General features: G+C 37.3%; 22 protein-coding genes. 10 read left to right on the forward strand and 12 right to left on the reverse strand.

Annotated features, from left to right (window positions below):
* The coding region (locus FJR09_RS19555) for a pentapeptide repeat-containing protein (protein ID WP_168654167.1) at positions 1-159 on the forward strand (159 nt) is incomplete at its 5' end.
* Positions 160-225: 66 nt separating this feature from the next.
* Here the strand turns inward: FJR09_RS19555 and FJR09_RS19560 are convergent.
* Positions 226-1533, reverse strand: coding sequence for an aminopeptidase P N-terminal domain-containing protein (locus FJR09_RS19560; protein ID WP_168653411.1), 1308 nt, complete (start codon positions 1531-1533; stop codon positions 226-228).
* Between the two features lie 375 nt (positions 1534-1908).
* Here FJR09_RS19560 and FJR09_RS19565 point away from each other — a divergent pair, with 375 nt between their 5' ends.
* Positions 1909-3150, forward strand: a complete 1242-nt coding sequence (locus tag FJR09_RS19565; protein ID WP_015079093.1) for a VCBS repeat-containing protein — start codon at positions 1909-1911, stop codon at positions 3148-3150.
* Between the two features lie 121 nt (positions 3151-3271).
* Here the strand turns inward: FJR09_RS19565 and FJR09_RS19570 are convergent, their stop codons facing one another.
* From FJR09_RS19570 to FJR09_RS19610, 8 genes are all read right to left on the reverse strand, one after another.
* Positions 3272-4039 carry an MBL fold metallo-hydrolase gene (locus tag FJR09_RS19570; RefSeq protein ID WP_015079092.1) on the reverse strand — a complete coding sequence of 256 codons (768 nt, stop codon included), beginning with the start codon at positions 4037-4039 and terminating at the stop codon, positions 3272-3274.
* 13 nt (positions 4040-4052) lie between these two features.
* A complete protein-coding gene (locus tag FJR09_RS19575) occupies positions 4053-4640 on the reverse strand; it encodes an aminodeoxychorismate/anthranilate synthase component II (protein WP_015079091.1) in 588 nt (195 codons plus the stop codon).
* A gap of 74 nt (positions 4641-4714) precedes the next feature.
* Complete coding sequence (locus FJR09_RS19580; RefSeq protein ID WP_015079090.1) at positions 4715-5170, reverse strand: diacylglycerol kinase family protein; 456 nt, start codon at positions 5168-5170, stop codon at positions 4715-4717.
* A gap of 82 nt (positions 5171-5252) precedes the next feature.
* The gene (locus tag FJR09_RS19585; protein WP_041458269.1) at positions 5253-5639 is read right to left on the reverse strand and encodes a four helix bundle protein; all 387 of its coding nucleotides are present in this window, start codon (positions 5637-5639) and stop codon (positions 5253-5255) included.
* Positions 5640-5876: 237 nt separating this feature from the next.
* The gene (gene ybeY, locus FJR09_RS19595) at positions 5877-6377 is read right to left on the reverse strand and encodes an rRNA maturation RNase YbeY (protein ID WP_015079088.1); all 501 of its coding nucleotides are present in this window, start codon (positions 6375-6377) and stop codon (positions 5877-5879) included.
* A 13-nt stretch (positions 6378-6390) separates the two neighbouring features.
* Entirely contained in the window at positions 6391-6546 is a 156-nt protein-coding gene (locus FJR09_RS19600) for a DUF3285 domain-containing protein (protein WP_015079087.1), read from the reverse strand.
* A gap of 151 nt (positions 6547-6697) precedes the next feature.
* Positions 6698-7811 (reverse strand): peptide chain release factor 2 gene (gene prfB, locus FJR09_RS19605; RefSeq protein ID WP_148279026.1). Its coding sequence is split into 2 segments (ribosomal slippage): positions 6698-7738 and positions 7740-7811, totalling 1113 coding nucleotides; the frame shifts between segments, so codons are not numbered across the junction.
* Between the two features lie 119 nt (positions 7812-7930).
* The gene (locus FJR09_RS19610) at positions 7931-10000 is read right to left on the reverse strand and encodes a serine/threonine-protein kinase (protein WP_015079085.1); all 2070 of its coding nucleotides are present in this window, start codon (positions 9998-10000) and stop codon (positions 7931-7933) included.
* A 119-nt stretch (positions 10001-10119) separates the two neighbouring features.
* Here FJR09_RS19610 and FJR09_RS19615 point away from each other — a divergent pair, with 119 nt between their 5' ends.
* The 6 genes from FJR09_RS19615 to FJR09_RS19640 all read left to right on the forward strand — a co-directional run bounded on the left by FJR09_RS19615 (position 10120) and on the right by FJR09_RS19640 (position 16185).
* Entirely contained in the window at positions 10120-10821 is a 702-nt protein-coding gene (locus FJR09_RS19615) for a rhomboid family intramembrane serine protease (RefSeq protein WP_015079084.1), read from the forward strand.
* A 180-nt stretch (positions 10822-11001) separates the two neighbouring features.
* Complete coding sequence (gene thrB, locus FJR09_RS19620) at positions 11002-11916, forward strand: homoserine kinase (RefSeq protein ID WP_168653410.1); 915 nt, start codon at positions 11002-11004, stop codon at positions 11914-11916.
* 225 nt (positions 11917-12141) lie between these two features.
* Entirely contained in the window at positions 12142-12591 is a 450-nt protein-coding gene (locus FJR09_RS19625) for a DUF29 domain-containing protein (RefSeq protein WP_015079082.1), read from the forward strand.
* A gap of 191 nt (positions 12592-12782) precedes the next feature.
* Complete coding sequence (locus tag FJR09_RS19630) at positions 12783-13700, forward strand: GIY-YIG nuclease family protein (RefSeq protein WP_015079081.1); 918 nt, start codon at positions 12783-12785, stop codon at positions 13698-13700.
* A gap of 112 nt (positions 13701-13812) precedes the next feature.
* On the forward strand, positions 13813-14322 hold the full coding sequence (locus FJR09_RS19635; RefSeq protein WP_041458267.1) for a hypothetical protein: 510 nt from the start codon (positions 13813-13815) through the stop codon (positions 14320-14322).
* A gap of 258 nt (positions 14323-14580) precedes the next feature.
* A complete protein-coding gene (locus FJR09_RS19640) occupies positions 14581-16185 on the forward strand; it encodes an NAD(P)H-quinone oxidoreductase subunit 4 (protein ID WP_168633821.1) in 1605 nt (534 codons plus the stop codon).
* An 86-nt stretch (positions 16186-16271) separates the two neighbouring features.
* Here FJR09_RS19640 and FJR09_RS19645 read toward each other — a convergent pair whose 3' ends face one another.
* From FJR09_RS19645 to FJR09_RS19655, 3 genes are all read right to left on the reverse strand, one after another.
* Positions 16272-16640, reverse strand: a complete 369-nt coding sequence (locus tag FJR09_RS19645; protein ID WP_015079078.1) for a 2TM domain-containing protein — start codon at positions 16638-16640, stop codon at positions 16272-16274.
* A gap of 453 nt (positions 16641-17093) precedes the next feature.
* Positions 17094-18182: an AI-2E family transporter gene (locus tag FJR09_RS19650; protein ID WP_015079077.1), complete on the reverse strand. Its 1089-nt coding sequence runs from the start codon at positions 18180-18182 to the stop codon at positions 17094-17096.
* Positions 18183-18270: 88 nt separating this feature from the next.
* Positions 18271-18462, reverse strand: a complete 192-nt coding sequence (locus FJR09_RS19655) for a hypothetical protein (protein ID WP_083881432.1) — start codon at positions 18460-18462, stop codon at positions 18271-18273.
* Between the two features lie 355 nt (positions 18463-18817).
* Here FJR09_RS19655 and FJR09_RS24480 point away from each other — a divergent pair, with 355 nt between their 5' ends.
* Positions 18818-20512: an NACHT domain protein gene (locus tag FJR09_RS24480; RefSeq protein ID WP_174783352.1), complete on the forward strand. Its 1695-nt coding sequence runs from the start codon at positions 18818-18820 to the stop codon at positions 20510-20512.
* A partial coding sequence (locus FJR09_RS19665) for a WD40 repeat domain-containing protein (RefSeq protein WP_371725640.1) occupies positions 20505-21298 on the forward strand: 794 nt, incomplete at its 3' end. The genes FJR09_RS24480 and FJR09_RS19665, both read left to right, overlap by 8 nt.

Genomic DNA, 21298 nt, shown 5'->3' on the forward strand with positions numbered 1-21298 from the left:
CAACGGGCGTATCTTCAAGGGGCGTATCTTCAAGGGGCGTATCTTCAACGGGCGAATCTTCAAGGGGCGAATGTTACAGGGGCGAATGTTACAGGAACAATTCTTGAAAGTCAAGATTTAACCGCGTTGACTCAGAATGTAGATGAAAATGTCGATTGATTCACGTCTTGCACCTTCTCAATCATGATTTGGTGGGCATTGCCCACCCTACAAAATACTTTGCCACTATTTTTCTAAATCCTTTATTTCCTTGGGAACTCCCGCTGTTAAAACCTCATTTCCATCTGCGGTAACTAAGACATCATCTTCAATACGAATCCCAATTCCTACCCAACGGGGGTCAATTTCCGGTTGGTCTTCGGCGGGTTTGGTATCCGGTACAATATAAAGTCCTGGTTCTATGGTTAACACTTGTCCAGGTTGTAAGGTTTGGGGGTTTTCTCCATCTTGATACATTCCGACATCATGGACATCTAAGCCTAACCAATGACTGGTGCGGTGCATATAAAAGAGTTTATATTTTTCCTCTGCGATTAATTTATCAATTTCTCCTTTGAGTAAACCCAGTTCGACTAATCCTTCTGTTAAGATCCGCACGGCTGCATTATGAGGTGCATGGAAGGAATTACCCGGCTTTACTTCTGCTATGGCTTGTTTTTGTGCTGCTAATACTATTTCATATAATGCTTTTTGTTCGGGTGTGAATTTACCACTGACGGGAAATGTGCGGGTAATATCAGAGTTGTAATAACCATAAGCGCAACCAGCATCAATCAAGAGTAAATCATTGGCTTGCATTTGACAGTTGTTTTCGATGTAATGCAGTACGCAAGCATTTTTCCCTGATGCGACTATGGAAGGATAAGCTGGTCCCATTCCCCCCCGTAACCGGAAAATATGTTCTATTTCGGCTTGGATTTCATATTCATAACGTCCTGGTGCGGTGGTTTGCAAAGCATAATTATGAGCTTCTACGGCAATTTCTACGGCTTGACGCATTAGATCTAATTCTGTTTTGCTTTTATATAACCGCATGGTGTTGAGGACAGTACCAGGGTCGGTGATGGATGTGGGGCCTGTACCACGTTTGGGATAGGTTCGGAGTAAGTTTTGATAATGTTGGAGAATTTTGTCGTTGAAATTGCGATCGCGTCCTAAATGATAATAGATACAATTGGCTTTTTCTAAATATTGGGGTAACTTTTCATCTAACTCCGCAATGGGGTAAGCTACATCTGCACCATAAAATTCCTTAGCTGCGTCTATTCCACAACGATAACCACTCCAAACTTCCTTTTCTCGGTCTTTGGGTTGGACAAATAAGATAAACCGATGTTCTGGATGATGTGGTGCTAATACTGCGACTGCTTGGGCTTCGTTAAAGCCGGTTAAGTAAAAGAAATCACTATCTTGACGATAAATATACTCGACATCGTTGTGCATTACTGCGGTTGGCGCACTTCTAAAAATCGCTGTACCGCTGCCTATTTTCGCCATTAACTGCTCACGACGTTGCCGATATTCTGTTTGCATAGTTGATTTATTGATAGTGTTGTTTTTGGCTTTAACAATTATAGACTACTGAGAAATGTTATCAGAAAAATTGTTAATTTTAGTTATTTTAACCAATTTTTAATTTCCTTGACAATCCATGAGGACTTTTAGGGATGAGATTGTCAACAAAACAGGATTTCATTTTTAAATGATGACATTGATAAACAGAATATAAAATATTTTTTGATTGTTTAGATATGACTTTAAAAATTAAAAGTTAGTGTTGATGAACATTATGAAAATGTCTATAAATAATGACATTAAATCAAAATAATTAACCAAATGTTTGTTATTTACAGAATCTTCATATAAATCAAATTAAAAATAGATGTTAATAACTCATAAAAACAAGTCATGCCTGATCAATTATCTTTAGATACAAGAAATTACGGTTTACAAGCTCAAAATAAAATCGAGCAAGCATCACCTCTTGAAGATTTAAATACTTCATCTTTTAGCGTTAGAAGTTCTTCTGTTTCTGCATTAGCCGATCCATTAGTTCCAACAAATCCATTACCTACATTGCCAATTGGAGGCAGTGCTAACCCCAATCCTAATCCTTATTTAACCAGTGCAGCCCTTGTTCCTGATTTTAATGGTGATGGTAAAACAGATAAACTTTGGGTAAATGCTCAAACTGGTGAAATTTTAGTTCGCTTGATGAACGGAACACAAGTTTTAGAACAAGCTTCTTTGGGTAAATATGACTTAAATACCTGGGACTATAAAACTGCTGATTTTAATAGCGATAATAAGACTGATTTCTTATTACGCAATAAGGCAACTGGTGAAAATGTAATTGTGCTAATGGATGGCGCAAAAGTCTCTAGTTTCCTGGCTTTAGATCGAGTTGATCCAGGTTTTACTGCTAGTATTGGCGATTTCAATGGCGATCGCAAAACTGACATTTTCTGGAATAATGCCACTACTGGTGAAAATGCTATTTGGCAAATGGATGGAACAACAGTAGTTAGTGCAACTGTTTTAGAAACTACAGCACCAGGATTGACTGCAACCATTGTTGATTTTGATGGTAATGGTAAGAGTGACATCTTCTGGCGCAATCCTACCACAGGTGCAAATACCGCTTGGTTTATGGATGGCAGCCAAGCCACCAAGTATGATCTTCAATCTCAAGATGCTTCTTGGACTTCTACTCTTGGTGATTTTAACGGCGACTTCAAAACTGATGTTTTATGGCGCAATACCGCTACAGGCGAGAATAAGATTTGGACAATGAATGGCGTTTTTGTGACTGAAGGTGTTGTTAGCACATTGGGTACAGATTGGAGTGCGAGAATTGGCGATTTCAATGGCGATGGTAAAACTGACATCTTCTGGCACAATGCGGCTAGTGGGGCAAATACAGCTTGGTTGATGGATGGTACAGCGGTCAGTTCTGAAGCTTTCCTACCTAGCAATACTCCTGGTTTGACAGCATCTTTAGGTGATTTCAATGGTGATGGTAAGACTGATATTTACTGGAGAGATCAACAAACATCCGCAGATAAAATCTGGACTATGAATGGAACTTTAGCAACTGAAACTCCTGTTTCTGATGCAGATAAGCTGACTCCAGAATGGTATACAGGTTGATTTGGTAATTGGTAATTGGTCTATTATCAATTTACTAAGACTTTCTGAATTTATATTCAGCGATCGCTTTCCTAGAAATCAAAGATAGCGATCGCTTTTTAGTAGCGGGTTAGAATTGATATCAAAACTTATAAGTCAAAACCTGAATTTCCGTATTTTCCGGCAAACTCTTAGAATTAATCGCTACAGAATCATTATTACTCCGGCGAACATTAACACCCTGCATCAAAGTCAGAAAATCATCTACTGGGGTAATATCACACTCTTTAGCATCAGCGGCTTGAGTGCGGTAATGGGTGGGAATGACTAACTTAGGATTTAATACTGCAATAGCGTCCTTTGCTTCTTGGGCATTGTAAGCTTTATCACTGCCTCCCACGGGAATAAATAACACATCAGGACGACCCATGAGAATTTTTTGTTCTAGGGTAATTGGTGCAGCAGAACCCCCTAAGTGCAGCAGATTAATTCCACCTTGGTTCAATTTCCAAGCTATATTTTTCCCAAATTGTTGTCCATTTTTACGATCATGGTCTGTGGTAATTCCCTGAAACTTAACGCCGCGAAACTCATAAACACCGGGCTGATAAACTAATTTAGGATTTCCTGGTATTTTGTCTATTGCCCCTTCATCTAACAATTGACTACTAATTAATACCAAATCTGATGCAACCTTTGGGGGACGATATTTAGCTGTACAGCCCAAATTACTAAAGGGATTGATGAGAATTTTGACATTACCATTGGTTAATAAAAAGCAAGTATGTCCTAACCACTGAATTGATACACCACTAGATTGAGCATTTACTGGAACTGGATCAACCAAATTAGTCACTACAGCCGTCACTAAACCCGCCCCAGCGTAGCCTATCAATTGTCGTCGTTTCATAAAAATACTCGCTTTACAAAGTTCGCAGAAAATTTCTCAGTAATTCCTTACCCAAAGCAGTTAGGACACTCTCCGGATGAAATTGGACTCCTTGAATGTGAGGATAGTTCCGGTGTCTCACGCCCATAATTGTGCCATCTTCTACCCAAGCCGTAATTTCCAATACTTCTGGGCAAGTTTCGCGCTCAATAACTAAACTATGATATCTGGTAGCGGTTAAAGGATTTTCTAAACCTTGAAAAATTCCTATGCCTGTGTGCGATACCAAAGAGGTTTTTCCGTGCATCAATTCTGGGGCGGAAACAATTTTACCTCCGAAAACCTGACCAATACTTTGATGTCCTAAGCACACGCCTAGAATTGGGAGTTTATCTCCTAATTGGGCGATCGCATTCAGGGAAACTCCCGCATCATCTGGACGACCAGGACCTGGTGAAATCACCACTGCATCGGGGTTTAATGTCCTAATCTCATCTATAGTAATCTTATCGTTTCGCACCACTTGCAGGTCATTAGCAACTGGGAAATCTACTGCTAATTCTCCCAAATATTGTACTAAGTTATACGTAAAGCTATCGTAATTATCAATGACTAATATCACAATTTTTACCTAATTTCATTTAAAAATATCAAAGATGTTCCCTGAAAACGTCTCTACTATTCACAATCTACCATTTAGAAAGTAGACAGAATTAATGTTGCTAAAGGAGGCAATATTAGTGTAGAGGCAATCAATAATGCGACTAAAGCTGAGACAAGTACAGCACCAGCAGCGCAGTCTTTAGCAACTTTTGCCAACTCATGATAAGACTGTTTTACCGTTAAATCTACAATTGACTCAATAGCAGTATTGACTAACTCTAAGGTTAAAACTAAACCGCTGGTAACAGCAATTATGGATACTTTCACTGTCTCTAACCGTAAAAATACACTTAAACCAATCGCTAAAGCGCAGACGGCTACATGAATCCGAAAATTCCGTTGAGTCTGAAAAGCGTAAGTAATTCCAGCCCAAGCATACTTAAAACTAACAAATAAATTAGAGGCAATTTGCCAGGAAAGTTCCCTATCTTTGGACACAAGCGTTGGTAAGCTATTATTGGTTGGTGATGACGAAACTTTTGGGGACATAGACAAAAGAATGTAGGGGATGTGGGGGATGTGGGGGAGTTGGGGATGTGGGGGAGTTGGGGAAGATTAATATTTACGGTGTTTATTTATGGTTTTTATGATTCATTAACCAGCGTGATGGGTTATTGATCATAGTCACTAAACCAGATAAAACTTGATTATAATTACCATAAAGTTTACGTCCTGTTTCAATATCTAAATAATTACACTTAACTGTAAATTCTATCCATGTTTGAGTTTCAGCAGATTCAGCCTCACAATCATTTAATTTAGCAACAAAAGCAGCCTCATAACGACGTTTCCGCCAAGCTTCTGCCATATTCGCACAAACAGAACGAGAAGAACGACGAATTTGATCTGTTAGAGAATATCTTTCTTCAACAGGAAATTTTTTTGATAACTCAAAAATTTTCATTGCTGCTTCAAAAGCAATTTGATAAATTCCCAAATCTCTATGAAATTTAACCATTGATATTGAGTTTGATTCGTCTAAGTTACCAATCATCTTCTTTCTCACCTCCTTTACTCTTTTACTCTTCACTCCCTACTCCCTCTACCTCCCCTACTCCCTCTACCTCCCCTACTCCCTCTACCTCCCCTACTCCCTCTACCTCCCCCACCTAGATCAACTGTGAGGGCATTGTAGGCTATTTTAAATATCTCAACTATAAAGTTATTACCAAAATTCGCAATTGTCACCATACATTTACGACTCTAAGTTAATAATAATACCTATTTTCTTCAGTAATACAACTTGTTCGGTTAACATTTCCATCAAACTCTCTTCGTCAGGATGATCCCAACCTAACAAGTGTAGTAAACCATGCGCCGTTAACCAAGCCAACTCTGTAGATAAGCTATGTTCCTGCTGTTCTGCCTGACGTTGTGCCGTGTCTATAGAGACAATTATATCACCTAAATACAAAGGCATAGAAACCAGCATTTCTTCGCTTTGTGGTAAATCGGCTTCTAGAGATGCAAAGGCTAAGACATCTGTGGGTTTATCCTGTTGACGATATTGGCAATTGAGAGTTTGAATTTCTGTATCGGTTGTCAACCGCAAACTGACTTCGTAACTAGGTGCAGTTGGTAAATAATCTTCAAGAATTTCTAACCATTGCTCAAACCAATTTTCCCAAGTTGCGGAAGGAATTGGGGAAGAGTCATCAAAGCAATTTTCTAAATATAACTCTACCTGTAGAGACACGAGTTTTCCTCTCTTAGCGGGTAAGATATGCTAAACCCACGAGGACAGATAATAGTCCTACAGCAGTTAAGGCAAAGTGTTTGAGGGAAGTGCCGCCTTTTCTGACCATGTTTCGCATGGCGAGTTTGACATAGCTGGGTTGAGGTTCTGTGGCAGGAGATTTGTCCATAATTCATTGATTATCATTTCTTTTATCACTGTAACCGATTGTGGAGGAATGGGAGTTACACTTCTTAATTTTGTTTCGCGCAAAGACGCAAAGGAGCAAAGACGCAAAGGAAGAAAGGAAGAAAGGAGAAAATTTCTCCCTTCATTTTTGATTATGCGTCAACTATCTGGTTTTCTTGTCTGAGATAAGCCTGAATGAACATATCAAGTTCTCCATTCATGACATCGGTAATGGCTGTGGTTTCGATGTTTGTCCGCAGGTCTTTCACCATTTGGTAAGGATGAAATACATAGTTACGGATTTGATTACCCCAGGAAGCTTCGACCATATCACCGCGAATTTCGGCAATTTCTTGGGCGCGTTGTTCTTTGGCAATGATTAACAGTTTGGCTTTGAGACGGGCGAGCGCTTTTTCTTTGTTTTGTAGTTGGGAACGTTCTTCTGTACACCGGACTGCTAGACCGGTGGGGAGGTGAACTATGCGGACTGCGGTTTCTACTTTGTTGACGTTTTGCCCACCTTTACCGCCAGAACGGGTGGTGCTAATATCTAAATCTTTCTCTGGTATGTCTAATTTGACGGTGTTATCTATTTGCGGCATGACTTCGATGCCGGCAAAGCTGGTTTGCCGTTTGCCGTTAGCGTTGAAGGGGGAAATTCTCACGAGACGGTGAGTCCCCATTTCGGAACGTAAGTAACCATAGGCATAGCGTCCGGTGATTTCTAGGGTGACTGATTTGATTCCCGCTTCTTCACCTTTTGATTCTTCGGCTAGGGTGACTTTATAACTATGATCTTCTGCCCACCGGGTATACATCCGCATGAGCATAAATGCCCAGTCTTGTGCGTCTGTGCCACCAGCACCGGCGTTAATTGTCAGGACTGCGCCTTTATCGTCGTAAGTGCCGGAAAGGAGTTGTTGTAGTTCCCATTGGTCTAGGTCATGATTGAGTTTGCTAATGGTAGATTCCGCTTCTTCCAATAGTGCTGTGTCGGTTTCTAGTTCTAATAACTCAACTACTACTCTGGTATCGTCTAAGTTGGCGTGCCATTTGTAATATTGATCTAAATGGGATTTTAGATCATTGAGTTCTTGCAGGGTGTTTTGTGCCTGGGTTTGGTCTTCCCAAAATTCTGTTTGGGCGGATATTTGTTCTAAGTCGTGAATTTTGGCTTTGAGTGCGGGTACGTCAAAGATAGTCCTGGGTTTTACCCAGGCGGCTAGACAATGTTTCGATTTCGCGTTTTAGTTCTAATACGTCCATAAGTGGTGTTGCTGATTAATTAAGATAATTTTTTTCAGGCTTCGCCCCGCTTCGCTAACACGCAGAGGCGCAAAGAGAAGGAGTTTTCGGAATGGAATCATTTTATCCGAAATCAGGGATCAGAAGTTGATGGGGAATTTTGGAGTATTTTGGGCTTTTGTGCGAGCTTGTATGGCTTGTTGGTAGTCTGGTTTATATTCTATGGCTTTGTCGTAGGAGGCGATCGCTTGTTGGTATTGTTGCAAATTTAACCAAGCGTTGCCTTTACTGTACCAACTTTCATAATGATTGGGTTTATAACGGGTGGCTTTATTATAGGAGGCGATCGCTTCTTGATATTTTTGTAAGTTATATTGTGTATTCCCTAAATTATACCATACTAAATAATCATTGCTTTTTAAACTAATAGCTTTTTTGTAAGATTCTATTGCTTCTCCATAGCGTTTAACTTGATGTAATGCCCAACCTCGATTATACCAAGCTTGATATTGTTGAGGATTGGTTTTAATTACTTGGGTAAAGGAATCAATTGCTTCTGAGTATCTGCGTAATGTCATTAATATATTACTTCTTGATAACCAAGCTGCGGAGTTATTTTGATTATACTGCACGGCTTGATCATAAGCTTGTAAAGCAAATTCATAACGATTTAAATTAACCAAGCAATTACCTAAATTGTACCAAGCTGATTCATGATCAGGTTTTAATTCTACAGTTTTTTTATAAGCTGTAATTGCTTCTTCATATTGTTTAAGATTTTGGAATGCTAATCCTTTTTTGTACCATAATTCAGGATTATCAGCTTGGAAATTAATTGCTTGTTCATAAGCTTTAATTGCATCATTATATTGGCTGATTTTTATAAAAATATCACCTTTAAGTTGCCAAATTTGGGGGTCATCATTTTTTAGTTGTAAAGCTTTATCTACAGTGGCAATTGCTTCTGAATAACGTTTGAGTCTGACTAAAACAAAACCTCGATTAGTCCAAGCTTCTAAATAATTGGGTTGAATTTGAATGGCTTGATCATAAGCTATTAAAGATTCTTGATATTTCTTTAATTGAAATAATGCTTTACCTTGTCCATATAAAGCTTGAGGATAATCAGGTTTGATATCTATGGCTTTTTCGTAAGTTGCTAAAGCTTCTTGATAGCGTTGTAATTGAATGAGAGTATTACCCTGATTATATAATTCTATAGCATTTTTATTATTCAGGCGATTGAGCATAAATATTGCGCCGAAACTACTAATACCCAATCCAAATATTCCTAATAGCAATTTCCAAAATATCCCTTTTGTCTTTTGGGGATTTTTTACTTGATTTGGTAAAGTAGCAGGGGAAATAATTATTGTTCCCGATGTATTTTTATTTAATTCTTGCAAAGCTTGTAATGCTATTGTTGCTGAAGCATAACGTTGGCGAAAATCATAACAGATCATTTGATTTAAAAATTGGGCAAATTCTGGAGATACAGTGGCGAAATTTTGCCAAATAATTTCATTAGTTTCAACATCTTTCTCTAATTGATCTGGTGATAATCCTGTTAAAGCTTGAATAGCAATAATTCCCAAAGCATAGATATCACTGCTAAATTTTGGTGTTCCTTGTGCTTGTTCTCCAGGAGTATAACCGGGTGTACCAATAGCAACAGTAGATTTGGTAATGTCTGGAGAATTTACTAATTTTGTCGTAATTTGTTTGACTGCACCAAAATCAATTAAAATTAATTTATTATCTTGTTCTCGTCTGAGAATATTCCGAGGATTGACATCACGATGAATTACCTTTTGTTGATGGACAAAGTCCAAAATTTCTAAAATTTCTTGTAATAAAGACATTACCTGATTTTGAGTAAAGATGACACCAGATTTTAATTCTTGACTGAGATCATTACCAATAATTAGTTCCTGAACCAGATAAAATTCGGCATTTTCTTCAAAGTAGGCTAAAAGTTGCGGAATGCGATCATGATTTCCTAATTTATATAAAACTTGGGCTTCTGTGTCAAATAACCTCCGAGCTATTTCTAAAGTGGTAATATCAGTAGATTGAGGTTTGAGTTTCTTGACTACACACTGGGGTGAGCCTGGCAATTGAGTATCATTAGCAACATAAGTTTCACCAAATCCGCCACCTCCCAGGTAATTGGTGATTTGGTATCTGCCTACAAGGGTGTTTCCTAGCATTTCCTGAGCCTATTTGAATATTGTGTTACATTATGATAATCTTGCCACACAAAAATGAGGAGATGGAAAAAAATATTAATTAGTAGTTAAAAATTAGTAATTCAAATGTTAAAATTAAGATGATTCCTATAGATGATAATATTCGCAGTTGGCAAAAGCCTATTATTAATTATTGGTTGATTGGCATTAATGTAGTCATATTTCTCTGGGAAATAAAATTAGAGTGGAGTAATGAATTAGGAAATTTAATTAATAATTGGGGAATTATTCCATCTCAAATAAATATCTCGATTGCTAACGCTTTTTTTTACAATTCTGCGGCTTGGGTAATTGTATTTTGGCGGCTACTTTCTTTACCTGTATCCCTGTTTCTCCATGGCAGTTTTAGCCAAATCTTAGGAAATATGCTGTTTCTGTGGGTATTTGGAAAAACGGTGGAAAGTATTTTAGGACATAAACAATATTTACTACTTTATTTAACTGCTGGCTTTTTTTCTGGTATAGTCCAAATTATTTTATCCTCCGATTTAACAATACCAATTATCGGTGCTAATGGAGCTATTGCATCTATTTTAGGTGCATATCTGATCAAGTTTCCCCAGGCAAAAATATATTCGGTTTTGACTTTATTGGTTTTGTATATCCCTGTGGAAGTTCCAGCTATTTTATATTTATTTTGGTGGTTTATCCAGCAGTCATTTTATGGCATAGGGAGTTTAAATATGACGGGTGGTAGTTCCTTCTCTAGTGTGAGTTATTGGGGACAATTTGCGGCTTTAGTGACGGGTGCGGCTTTTATGAAAATTAGACAAAGACTTTAGGTTATTGTGATTTTTATGTGAAGCTGCACAGAATCATCCAATCCATCAATTCATCCGAATTTATCTGCGTTTATTTGCGTTCATCTGCGTTTAATAATTCTTGATATCTTATTCCATATCTTAATTTGGTATAAGGAAGTAAAATGGGGTAGTTCATATTGGAATTTTAAATTAACTTCAATGTCTGTAGTTTCTAGCATTACTGTTAAAGTTCCCGCGACGACGGCGAATTTGGGTCCAGGGTTTGATTGTATAGGTGCAGCTTTAAAGCTGTATAACGAATTTAAGTTTACTATTGTTGATGCAGGTGAGTTAATTATTCAAGTTTCTGGTTTAGAAGCAGCAAAGGTACAAACTGATGAGACTAATCTTTTGTATCAGGCGTTTATAAATTTATATAAACATATAGAAAAAACACCACCAGCGGTGAAAATAGAAATTAAGTTGGGTGTACCTTTAGCGCGAGGTTTGGGTAGTTCCGCGACTGCTATTGTCGGGGGGTTAGTTGCTGCCAATGAGTTGGCTGGTTCACCGTTGTCTGAGTTACAGATGATGGAATTAGCGATCGCCATGGAAGGACATCCTGATAATGTAGTACCAGCGTTATTAGGTGGTTGTCGTCTGGCTGCTACCAGCAAAAAAGGTTGGGAAATTTGTGATATTCTCTGGCATCGAGATATAGTTGCAGTCGTAGCAATTCCTGATTTTGAGTTATCAACCTCAGAAGCGCGAAAAGTTGTCCCCACAGAAGTCAGTCGTGCTGATGCAATTTTCAATATTTCTCATTTGGGTTTATTGTTGCGCGGTTTAGCAACTAATCGAGAAGAATGGTTAATAGCCGCCTTGCAAGATAAATTACATCAACCTTATCGCCAAGCTTTAATTCCTGGTTATGATACTGTGAATGCGGCTGCTGTGGCTGCTGGTGCTTATGGCATGGTAATTAGTGGTGCAGGCCCCACACTTTTGGCTTTAGTAGATATAAGTTATGCCAAATCCGTAGAAACAGCAATGGCAAATGCCTGGACTGCAATGGGTCTGAACTCAGTTGTGCGATCGCTTACCCTGGATCGGCAAGGGGCGGTTATTTTGTAATAGATAATTACAAATGCAGCAACACCAAACATCTATAGCAATCCTATTTGAGTTGAGAACGTATCGGTGATAACGTAGTGTGACTTAAGTCATGGGAAGGGAACAGAAGTGTTCCCCTACTTTAAACATTTCATTTTGTTGATTAACATTAAATTATCGAGTCCGATGCACCTTACAATATATATTGATTGTATGTGTAATTTATAAATAACAAAAGGTGAAGTTATGACAGTTATTACTAATTTGCAGCAGATCTATGAAATAGATGACCATTTATGGTTATTAGAAACTATTAAATTATTAAAACAAAGTCGTTTTGATGAGTTAGATTTAGAAAATTTAATTGAGGAGTTGGAATCATTGGCAAAAAGAGATAAGCATCAAGTTAAAAGCCTACTAGAACAAGTAATTAGACATCTTTTATTATTGCAGTTTTGGACACAAGAATATGACAGAAATAAAAATTATTGGCGTTCAGAAATTAGAAGTTTTCGAGTACAGTTAAAAGATAGATTAACATCTAATTTATATAATTATTTGAATTCTATTTTTACAACTATTTATGAGGACGCTTTGGGTTATGTTCAAGAAAAAACAGGTTTTACTGTAAATTTTCCCGCAGAATGTCCTTATTCTTTGGAGGAAGTTCTTGATATTCATTATTTACCTAATTGATTAAGTCATTGTTTGTGTGATGTCTATGGAGTGTGAAGCGATTGTCACACACAACTAATTGACAAGTAATTAATGTATAAAATATCATTAGAGCGGATAAAACCGTGATATTATTAGATGCAATAGTGCCAGCACTTCGTAAGAATCGCTTATCGCTTAATTCAACTGTTTAGCTTTTTCGAGTAAATCTTATGTATACAAGTAAATATGGAAAAACAATAAAACTTTTCTTGATGGATTCAGATCCAGATGGAAGAATAGCCTGTGAACTATCTAATTGGACAGGAAAAGCTTACAGAATTCCTAGAGGCAAAGTAAAAGATTGCTCTGACAGAGAAGACCTTAGAAGCACTACAGTTTACTTATTGTTTGGAAAACCTGAGACATTGACTGATAAGGCTAAAGTATACATTGGTGAGGCTGAAAATGCTTATTCTAGACTTGTTGACCATGTATCAAAAAAAGAATTTTGGAATGAAGCAGTCGTATTTATTAGTAAGGATGATAACCTTAATAAAGCACATATAAAATACCTGGAGTCCAGATTGTTTGAAATGGCGAATATGGCATCTAGATATGATGTACAAAACAGCAATACTCCAACAAAAAGTTCTATTTCTGAATCTGACAAAGCAGAAATGGAAGAGTTTATTGAGTATATCAAAATTCTCATAAATACGATGGGCTTTAAAGTTTTTGATCCTCTTATAAAGCAAGAGCCAGTCAATAACAATGATGATGAGAACCTATACATAAATGCAGCTAGTGGTGCTAACGCAAAAGGTAAAAGAACATCAGATGGATTTGTTGTTTTTCGTAACTCTGAGATTGCGACTGAAACGGTAGAGTCTTATCGTGAAAGAGGACTTGACAAACTAAGGAATGAACTTATCAAGAATGAAATTATTGTTCAAGTAGATGACAAACTTGTTTTTAAATCCGATTGGTTGTTTAGTAGCCCATCAGCAGCAGCAAATGTAATAATGGGGCGTAGTGCAAACGGATTGAAGGAATGGATTCTTCCGGCAAAAAGTTACATGAAATTGAGAAGCAAGAAATATCAAAAGCTAACAAACAAATTCAGCCAACAACTTAATGCGATCGCGTAGCACTGCTGCAAGCAGAGTGCTGTTCTTGCCGTGACTATTTTGATTGTCAAGCGATCGCCCAGAAGAAGTAACAGCTTTTTCACTTACCCCCAATCATCATATATATATGGATATGGAAAAAATCCAGTCAGAAATAGCAGCACTGAAATCTCAAATTCAAGCACTCCAACAAGAACGCGCTGCACTGACTAATCATCATGTAACGCCGGAAAATGATTCACCCCTAGCCATAGTGGAAGCTTACCGTCGTCAAGCTAGGGAAAACGTTCAATTGTCCGCCGAACTTAAAGGCATAGACGATGCCTTATATTACCTAGAAAAGCAAATACAACAAAAGAAAGCCCATCTCAATAGATATTTACCTATGTCTATTCGCATATCCCAACAGCAAGAACAGCTAGAAGAAGCCAAAAAAATTGCTCAAATTCATGCTGAACGAGTTAATGAACTAGCTTGGGAACTAGCAAAGGAAATTAAACTCCTCAAAACCTGTGCTGATGAACTTAGTCCCATGTATTGGCAAGTTTACTACAAACCTTTCATTACAGGCTTTAAGACCATTTCTGTCCCTTTCGTAAGATCAGATGGAGAAGTGTGGATGATTGTCAACCGTATTGTCTAAGAAACAGAGATAACTTTGATAAAAATTTAATTTATCCTCAAGCTGTTCACTATAACTAAAGACAGCGATATTAGTCGCTGTTTTTTTGTTGACGTTGCAAAAATTTACATTTAGAATGGACTCGCGGCATAATTTAGTAAGTATTTATGACTATCTGTCCTCCAAATTGGAAATCTTCATAAGAAATCGTTTACAGACGTAACGATTCCTTAATATAATGTAAACAAAAGCAAAACCAAAAACATATTGTCAACAGTGATGAATGCCATAGAAATTCCTTGGTTATCAGCCATAATCTTCCTGCCTTTAGTGGCAGCCCTCGCAATTCCCATCATTCCCGATAAAGAGGGTAAAACCGTCCGCTGGTACGGCTTGGGAGTGGCACTATTAGACTTTGCATTCATGACTTTTGCTCTGTGGCAGAGTTACGACTTTCAAAGTTCAGCCCTGCAAATGACAGAAAGCTATCCTTGGATACCCCAACTTGGCTTGAACTGGTCGCTAGGCATTGATGGTTTATCAATGCCCCTGATACTTCTAACTGGCTTCATTAACACACTCGCAGTATTCGCGGCTTGGAAAGTAACCACCAAGCCGCGTTTATTTTATGCGTTGATGTTGATTATGTACAGCGCTCAGTTAGGTGTATTCCTCTCCCAAGACTTGTTAATGTTCTTCTTGATGTGGGAAGTAGAGTTAGTACCCGTTTACTTACTAATTGCCATCTGGGGAGGCGCAAACCGCCGTTACGCAGCTACTAAATTTATTATCTATACCGCCGCAGCCTCTATATTTATACTGGTAGCTGGTTTTACAATGGCTTTCTATGGTGATAACTTCACCTTCAACATGACCGAATTGGGAATGAAAGAATATCCCAAAGCTTTAGAACTAGCACTATATGCAGGTTTCTTAATCGCTTACGGTGTCAAACTACCAATTTTCCCGTTACATACATGGTTGCCTGATGCTCATGGTGAAGCATCTGCACCCGGTTCAATGATTTTAGCCGGTGTCTTGTTAAAGATGGGTGGTTATGCCCTAATTCGCTTCAACGTAGAGATGTTAACTGATGCTCATGTTACCTTTGCGCCAGTTTTAGCGATTTTAGGTGTAGTTAATATTGTTTACGGCGCTTGTTGTGCCTTTGCTCAAACCAATCTCAAACGCCGTTTGGCCTACTCTTCAATTGCCCACATGGGGTTTGTGTTAATTGGCATTGCATCTTATACAGAAATCGGGATTAGCGGTGCTGTATTACAAATGGTTTCTCACGGTTTAATTGCTGCTAGTTTATTCTTCCTTTCTGGTGTAACTTACGAACGTACCCACACCTTAGTAATGGATAAAATGGGCGGTATAGCTAAAGTAATGCCCAGAACTTTCGCTCTCTTTACTATAGGTTCAATGGCTTCTCTGGCTTTACCCGGTATGAGTGGTTTTGTCGGTGAATTGATGGTGTTCTTAGGTTTTGCTACTAGCGATGTTTACAGTTCCAGCTTCAAAATTGTAGTCATCTTTCTATCAGCAGTTGGCGTGATTTTGACACCCATTTATTTACTTTCCATGTTGCGTCAAGTTTTCTACGGTAATCAACATCAAGACCTACATTTAGATGCTGTAGTTCTTGATATTAAGCCTCGTGAATTGTTTATCACCGCTTGCTTGTTAATTCCCATCATTGGTATTGGTTTTTATCCTAAGATGATCACACAAGCTTATGATGTGAAAACAGTGGAAGTTGCGGCTCATGCTCGTCAAGTCTTACCAATTGTTGCTCGTCAACAACCTACAAATTTGTATTCGCAAATTTTCACCGCACCAACATTAGCTAATTCTGAAATAGTGAATATAGTTGAGTAATTATCAAGCCCAAAAAGACGCTGTAGTAAATCTTAAATTAAAAGGGGATAAGATCCCCGAATTCTTCAAGAATTCGGGGATCTCTTTTAGGTATTACTGATATAAACCTTGATTCCATGCAATAATAAACCTAATCCCCATCCTAATATGGGATAAATTGCCCAAAAATATCCAGGACTTACCACCAGATTTAACAGCACCAAAAAACCATTAATTGCCAGAAAAGCAAATAGGTGTGATTTGAATCCTTTCCGTTGTTGACTATTAGACATTTGCTCTTGTTTCACTTCTATATTATTTTTTAACCATTCTTGTTCCGCAGCTTGTAGCGACTCTGAAGAAACACCTAATTCTGAGGCTATTTCTATAATTTGTTCTCTTGTATATTCTCCCTGTTGCTTTCGTCTAAAAGCTACTTCAAGAATCTGCTGCATTTCCTCTGAGTTGTAAGTCATTATCAATACCTAAAATGGTAAAAAATACTTTTGAGAGTTACTTTTGAAACGGTAGCTACACAATCATTAAAAATATACAGCACTTCCCGGTGTTATGAGGTACATATCTAGCGGGCAAGATGCCCGCACTACAAGAGTTTCATGATTCAACTTTGTACCTCATAAGAGCGGAAACCGCTGTATGTGCCTACAAATTGCGTAGAAACACATTTTATATCTGAAAAATAATTGATGTCGTAATTAACAGCACAAATATAGATGAAATTAAAATTAAAAAATAAATCATTCCTTAGAGGGTGTTTTTTAAGCTATTTCTGAGAAAAAATGAAGTTTATAATACTACAATTATAATTTTATTTATACTTTTAATAAGTATAAAATATTCAAAAATTGAAAATCTGATCAGAAGTAACTGTATTTATGAATTTATTTATACAAAAGTACCCTCCTAAACTATTCCACTTCATCATTGATATCTGAATACTTCTCCACTATCACTAATTCGGTATTATCTTCTGCATAATTACCCCATTTATCTAACACGTCTTTAACCAATATTTCTTGCACCCAAATTCTGACAACAACCGTTAAAGGAAGTGCTAAAAATAATCCTAAAAATCCAAAAAATGTCACAAAAAATAACTGAGAAATTAAAGTAACTGCTGGTAGTAAAGATACTTGATGTGCCATAACTACAGGTGTGATAAAATTGCTCTCAGCCTGTTGAATAAAAAAGTAGAGAACAAAAACAGCAACAGCTTTCCAGGGATTATCTAAAAGAGCGATCGCCATTGCCGGTACTACACTCATAGTCGGACCCAAATTAGGAATTAAATTCATAAATCCGGCTAACACACCCAAAGCCAATGCAGCCTTCACCCTTAAAATTGATAAACCCACCAAACTCATCAACCCAACTACAAAAACACCAATAGAAGCACCAGTCACCCATCCCTCTAAAGAAACTTCGCACTGTTCTACAATTCCCACCACCCGTCGCCGATAAAAAGAGGGAAATATGCGAACAAATACTTTTTGATAAGCATCAGGATTAACTAAAAACATTCCTGTTAACACCAGGACTAATAAAATTTTGAGAACAACTTCTAAAGATCCAGAAACAAAAGCAAAAGAATTACCTAATAGGCGATTAAATAGTGGTTGAGCTTGTTCAATTAAACTATTCAGATCCGGTATATAAGGTAATAATTGTGCAGGAATATGAGTTCTTTGGACATCAATCCAACTATTAAAACGCCCAAATCCTTGGGGAACTCGATAAGTAAGTTCATGAAATTGCTGGACAAAAGGTGGGACAATTAACCAGAAAAAACAGACAACACCCGCAAAGAAAATCCCTACAGCTAATAAAACTGATAATCCTCGTTTTATTCCTAAACTTTGAAAGCGTCGCGCGAGACGATTTAAAGTCGTCGCTAAAACAACAGCAGCAAATATTAGTAGCAGAACGTCCCTAAGTTGCCACAATATATATAAAGATATAACTAAAGCAATTAAGCCTATCCATTGACCAAGATTCACAAGCAAGACTCCCAGCTTGGTAAAATGCTTTTTGATGACAATGCAGTTAGATTAGCTGATTTTAGCAACATTACCTATATTTTTTTGATTAATTTTGCTTTTGTCTTGGTATTCGCCACAGGAGAACAGTGGCCATAATTATAGTTGGTGATAAAATCATAATCAGCACATTTGTCACCGTTGCTGGAATCCCTAAAAACGGACAAGCATATTTAATTAATACTGATAGCAAAGTCGAAAATAATAGCAGCTTCAGCAAAAATCCCAGTTGATTTTCCATAACAGTGCGGGGAACACATAATTCTATAGGGTATATACCAAATAATAACTGAAAATAATAAATCTTTATCTCGTTCCTAGTCTCTGACTAGGAATGCAGTTGATGAGGCTCTGCCTCCATCTTATCTCATTGAAGGCAGAGCCTTATCTTATTCATTCCCAGTCAGAGACCTGGGAACGAGATATACGAGATAAAAAATATTGTGTTGTCGTAGGGGTTTAGCAATGCTAAACCCTTACCAATTTTGCATGAAGGATCTTGATAAATACTTAATAAATGTTTAAAAATAAAGGGTAATGTTTACAGGATGATAAAGTATAATCATGTCTAGTTGAATATAGATTAAAGAAATAGTATGAACTTTAACCCTAGTCAACCTTTTGTGACCGCAATTGCTCGTATTTTTGGCGCTGCTGCTCCTATTGCTGTTAATAAGATTAGAAGCAATCCTGCTATTATCAGGATGTTAAAGGATTTTAACTTTGATCAAACAGAACATCCACAACAGAATTTTGATATTATTTATGCTTGTGCTGTTATTAAATATGACCAATCTAAAACTGAAGATCAATGGAATGACTCAGACATACTAGCAGAACTTTTTCTAAAAGATGTAATTAAAAAAGCTTTCGACAAGAGTTTTCACACACAAAATTATGAAATTGTTAAAGGAGAAATAGATGCTTGTGTTGTGTGGGAAGAACAAGATTGGAATACTCTACGACAGAAAATACAAGAATTAAATATTGACTGGAATCAAGAGTTAGAGAAATTTAAAGATATTTTTATAGAATTAGTAAAAAAAAGTGGTAAGCCATTAGAATCATACAGTATTCAAAAAATTGAGGAAATCAGTCAAAAGTTAGACGAATTACTTCGTAATCAAAACAAAAACACAGATTCATTTACATATCCACCAGAATTTCAATCATTAATTACCGAAAAAATCGAATCCTTCTGCGGTCGCAAATTTGTATTTGCTGCCTTTGAAAAGTTCATCAACACCAATAAAAAAGGCTATTTTACAGTTATCGGTGATGCGGGAGTGGGCAAAAGTACCATTACTGCAAAATATGTTTTTGACCATAAAACAATTTGTTATTTCAACAACTTACAAGAAAATCGTAATAGTCCTGAATTATTTCTGGAAAGTATTCGTCAACAACTGATTAACCGCTATCAATTAACAAATGTTGACAAAGATGATTTATCAACATTACTGGGAAAAGTTACTGAAAAAATCACCACCAATGAAAAATTAATCATTGTCGTTGATGCACTGGATGAAGTCAAGCAAGAACCAGGAGGAGAAAATATTTTATATTTACCAAAAACCCTGCCAGATAATGTTTATTTCTTCCTGACTAGACGACGTTATGAACCAACTAAAGAACGACTCTATGCTGAAGGATTGAAAAAAGAATCTTTAGATTTAACTGATAGTCAATATGACAAAGAAAATCAGCATGATATTCAAGAGTATATTCGCTTCCGTTTAAAAAATGATCCAGAACACCAAGACGGATTACAAACTTGGATAAAAACTAAAAATATCACCGATAACGCTTTTGTAAATGAATTAGCAACCAAGAGCGAAAATAATTTTATGTACCTGCGCTATGTCTTACCAGCAATAGCAGAGGGTAAATATGATGATTTGAATTTAACCCAATTACCCCAAGGTTTACAGAATTATTATCAAACTCATTGGGAACGGATGAAAATGAATGATTCATCTGAAAAAATGAGGGTAATGATTCTGTTTATTTTAGTGGAAATTGGTACACCAATATCCGGTGAGATGCTTTTTGAGATCGTTAATGAAGATGAATGTAATGTGCAGAATATTTTAAATGAATGGATTGAATATTTGAAACCGCAAACCATAGATGAAGATATCTGTTACAGCATCTATCATGCTAGTTTTTTAGACTTCTTGAAAGCCAAAAAAGAATTTAAACCAACTCGCAGATTATTTGAAGAAGTAAATCAGCGCATTGCTGATTATTTGAAACAGGATGATGAGGATGAAAATGAAACAAATGGATAAACAATCCTCTACCAAAAAATCCCAGAAACAAAAAATTCGTTTGGGTAGATATCCTTATAGTTTGGTTAATTCTGGTAAACCTGAAAATTTAACCAAATATTTCCAAACCCTCACAGATTATCAATTCATATCTAAAAAAATCAATCATCCTGAATTTGGTATCCAAGCATTAATTGAAGATTATGATTTATTAGATGCTACCCAAACCGCAACCCACCCAGACCAAAGCAAAACCTTAAAATATATTCAAAGTGCTTTGCGACTGTCTGCACATATTCTCACCCAGGATCAACAACAATTAGTAAGTCAATTATGGGGAAGGTTACAAACCATTAAGACCCCAGCAATGCAAACCCTATTAACCCAAGCACAAAAAACTCAACCTCACCCTTGGTTGCGTCCCCTCACCCCCAGTCTCACCCAAGCAGGAGGAAGGTTACTCCGCACCCTCTCAGGTCATAGTAGTTCGGTATATGCAGTAGCAGTGACAGCAGACGGAAAACGGTTGATTTCTGGTTCTTGGGACAATACTGTGAAGGTGTGGAATTTAGAGACAGGGGAGGAACAGTTCACTCTCTCAGGTCATAGTAGTTTGGTACAAGCAGTCGCAGTGACAGCAGACGGAAAACGGATGATTTCTGGTTCAAATGACAATACTGTGAAGGTGTGGAATTTAGAGACAGGGGAGGAACAGTTCACTCTCTCAGGTCATAGTGGTTATGTAGAAGCAGTAGCAGTGACAGCAGACGGAAAACGGGTGATTTCTGGTTCTTGGGACAATACTGT

It is taken from the genome of Dolichospermum sp. UHCC 0406 (assembly GCF_009712025.1).
Lineage (GTDB): Bacteria > Cyanobacteriota > Cyanobacteriia > Cyanobacteriales > Nostocaceae > Dolichospermum > Dolichospermum lemmermannii.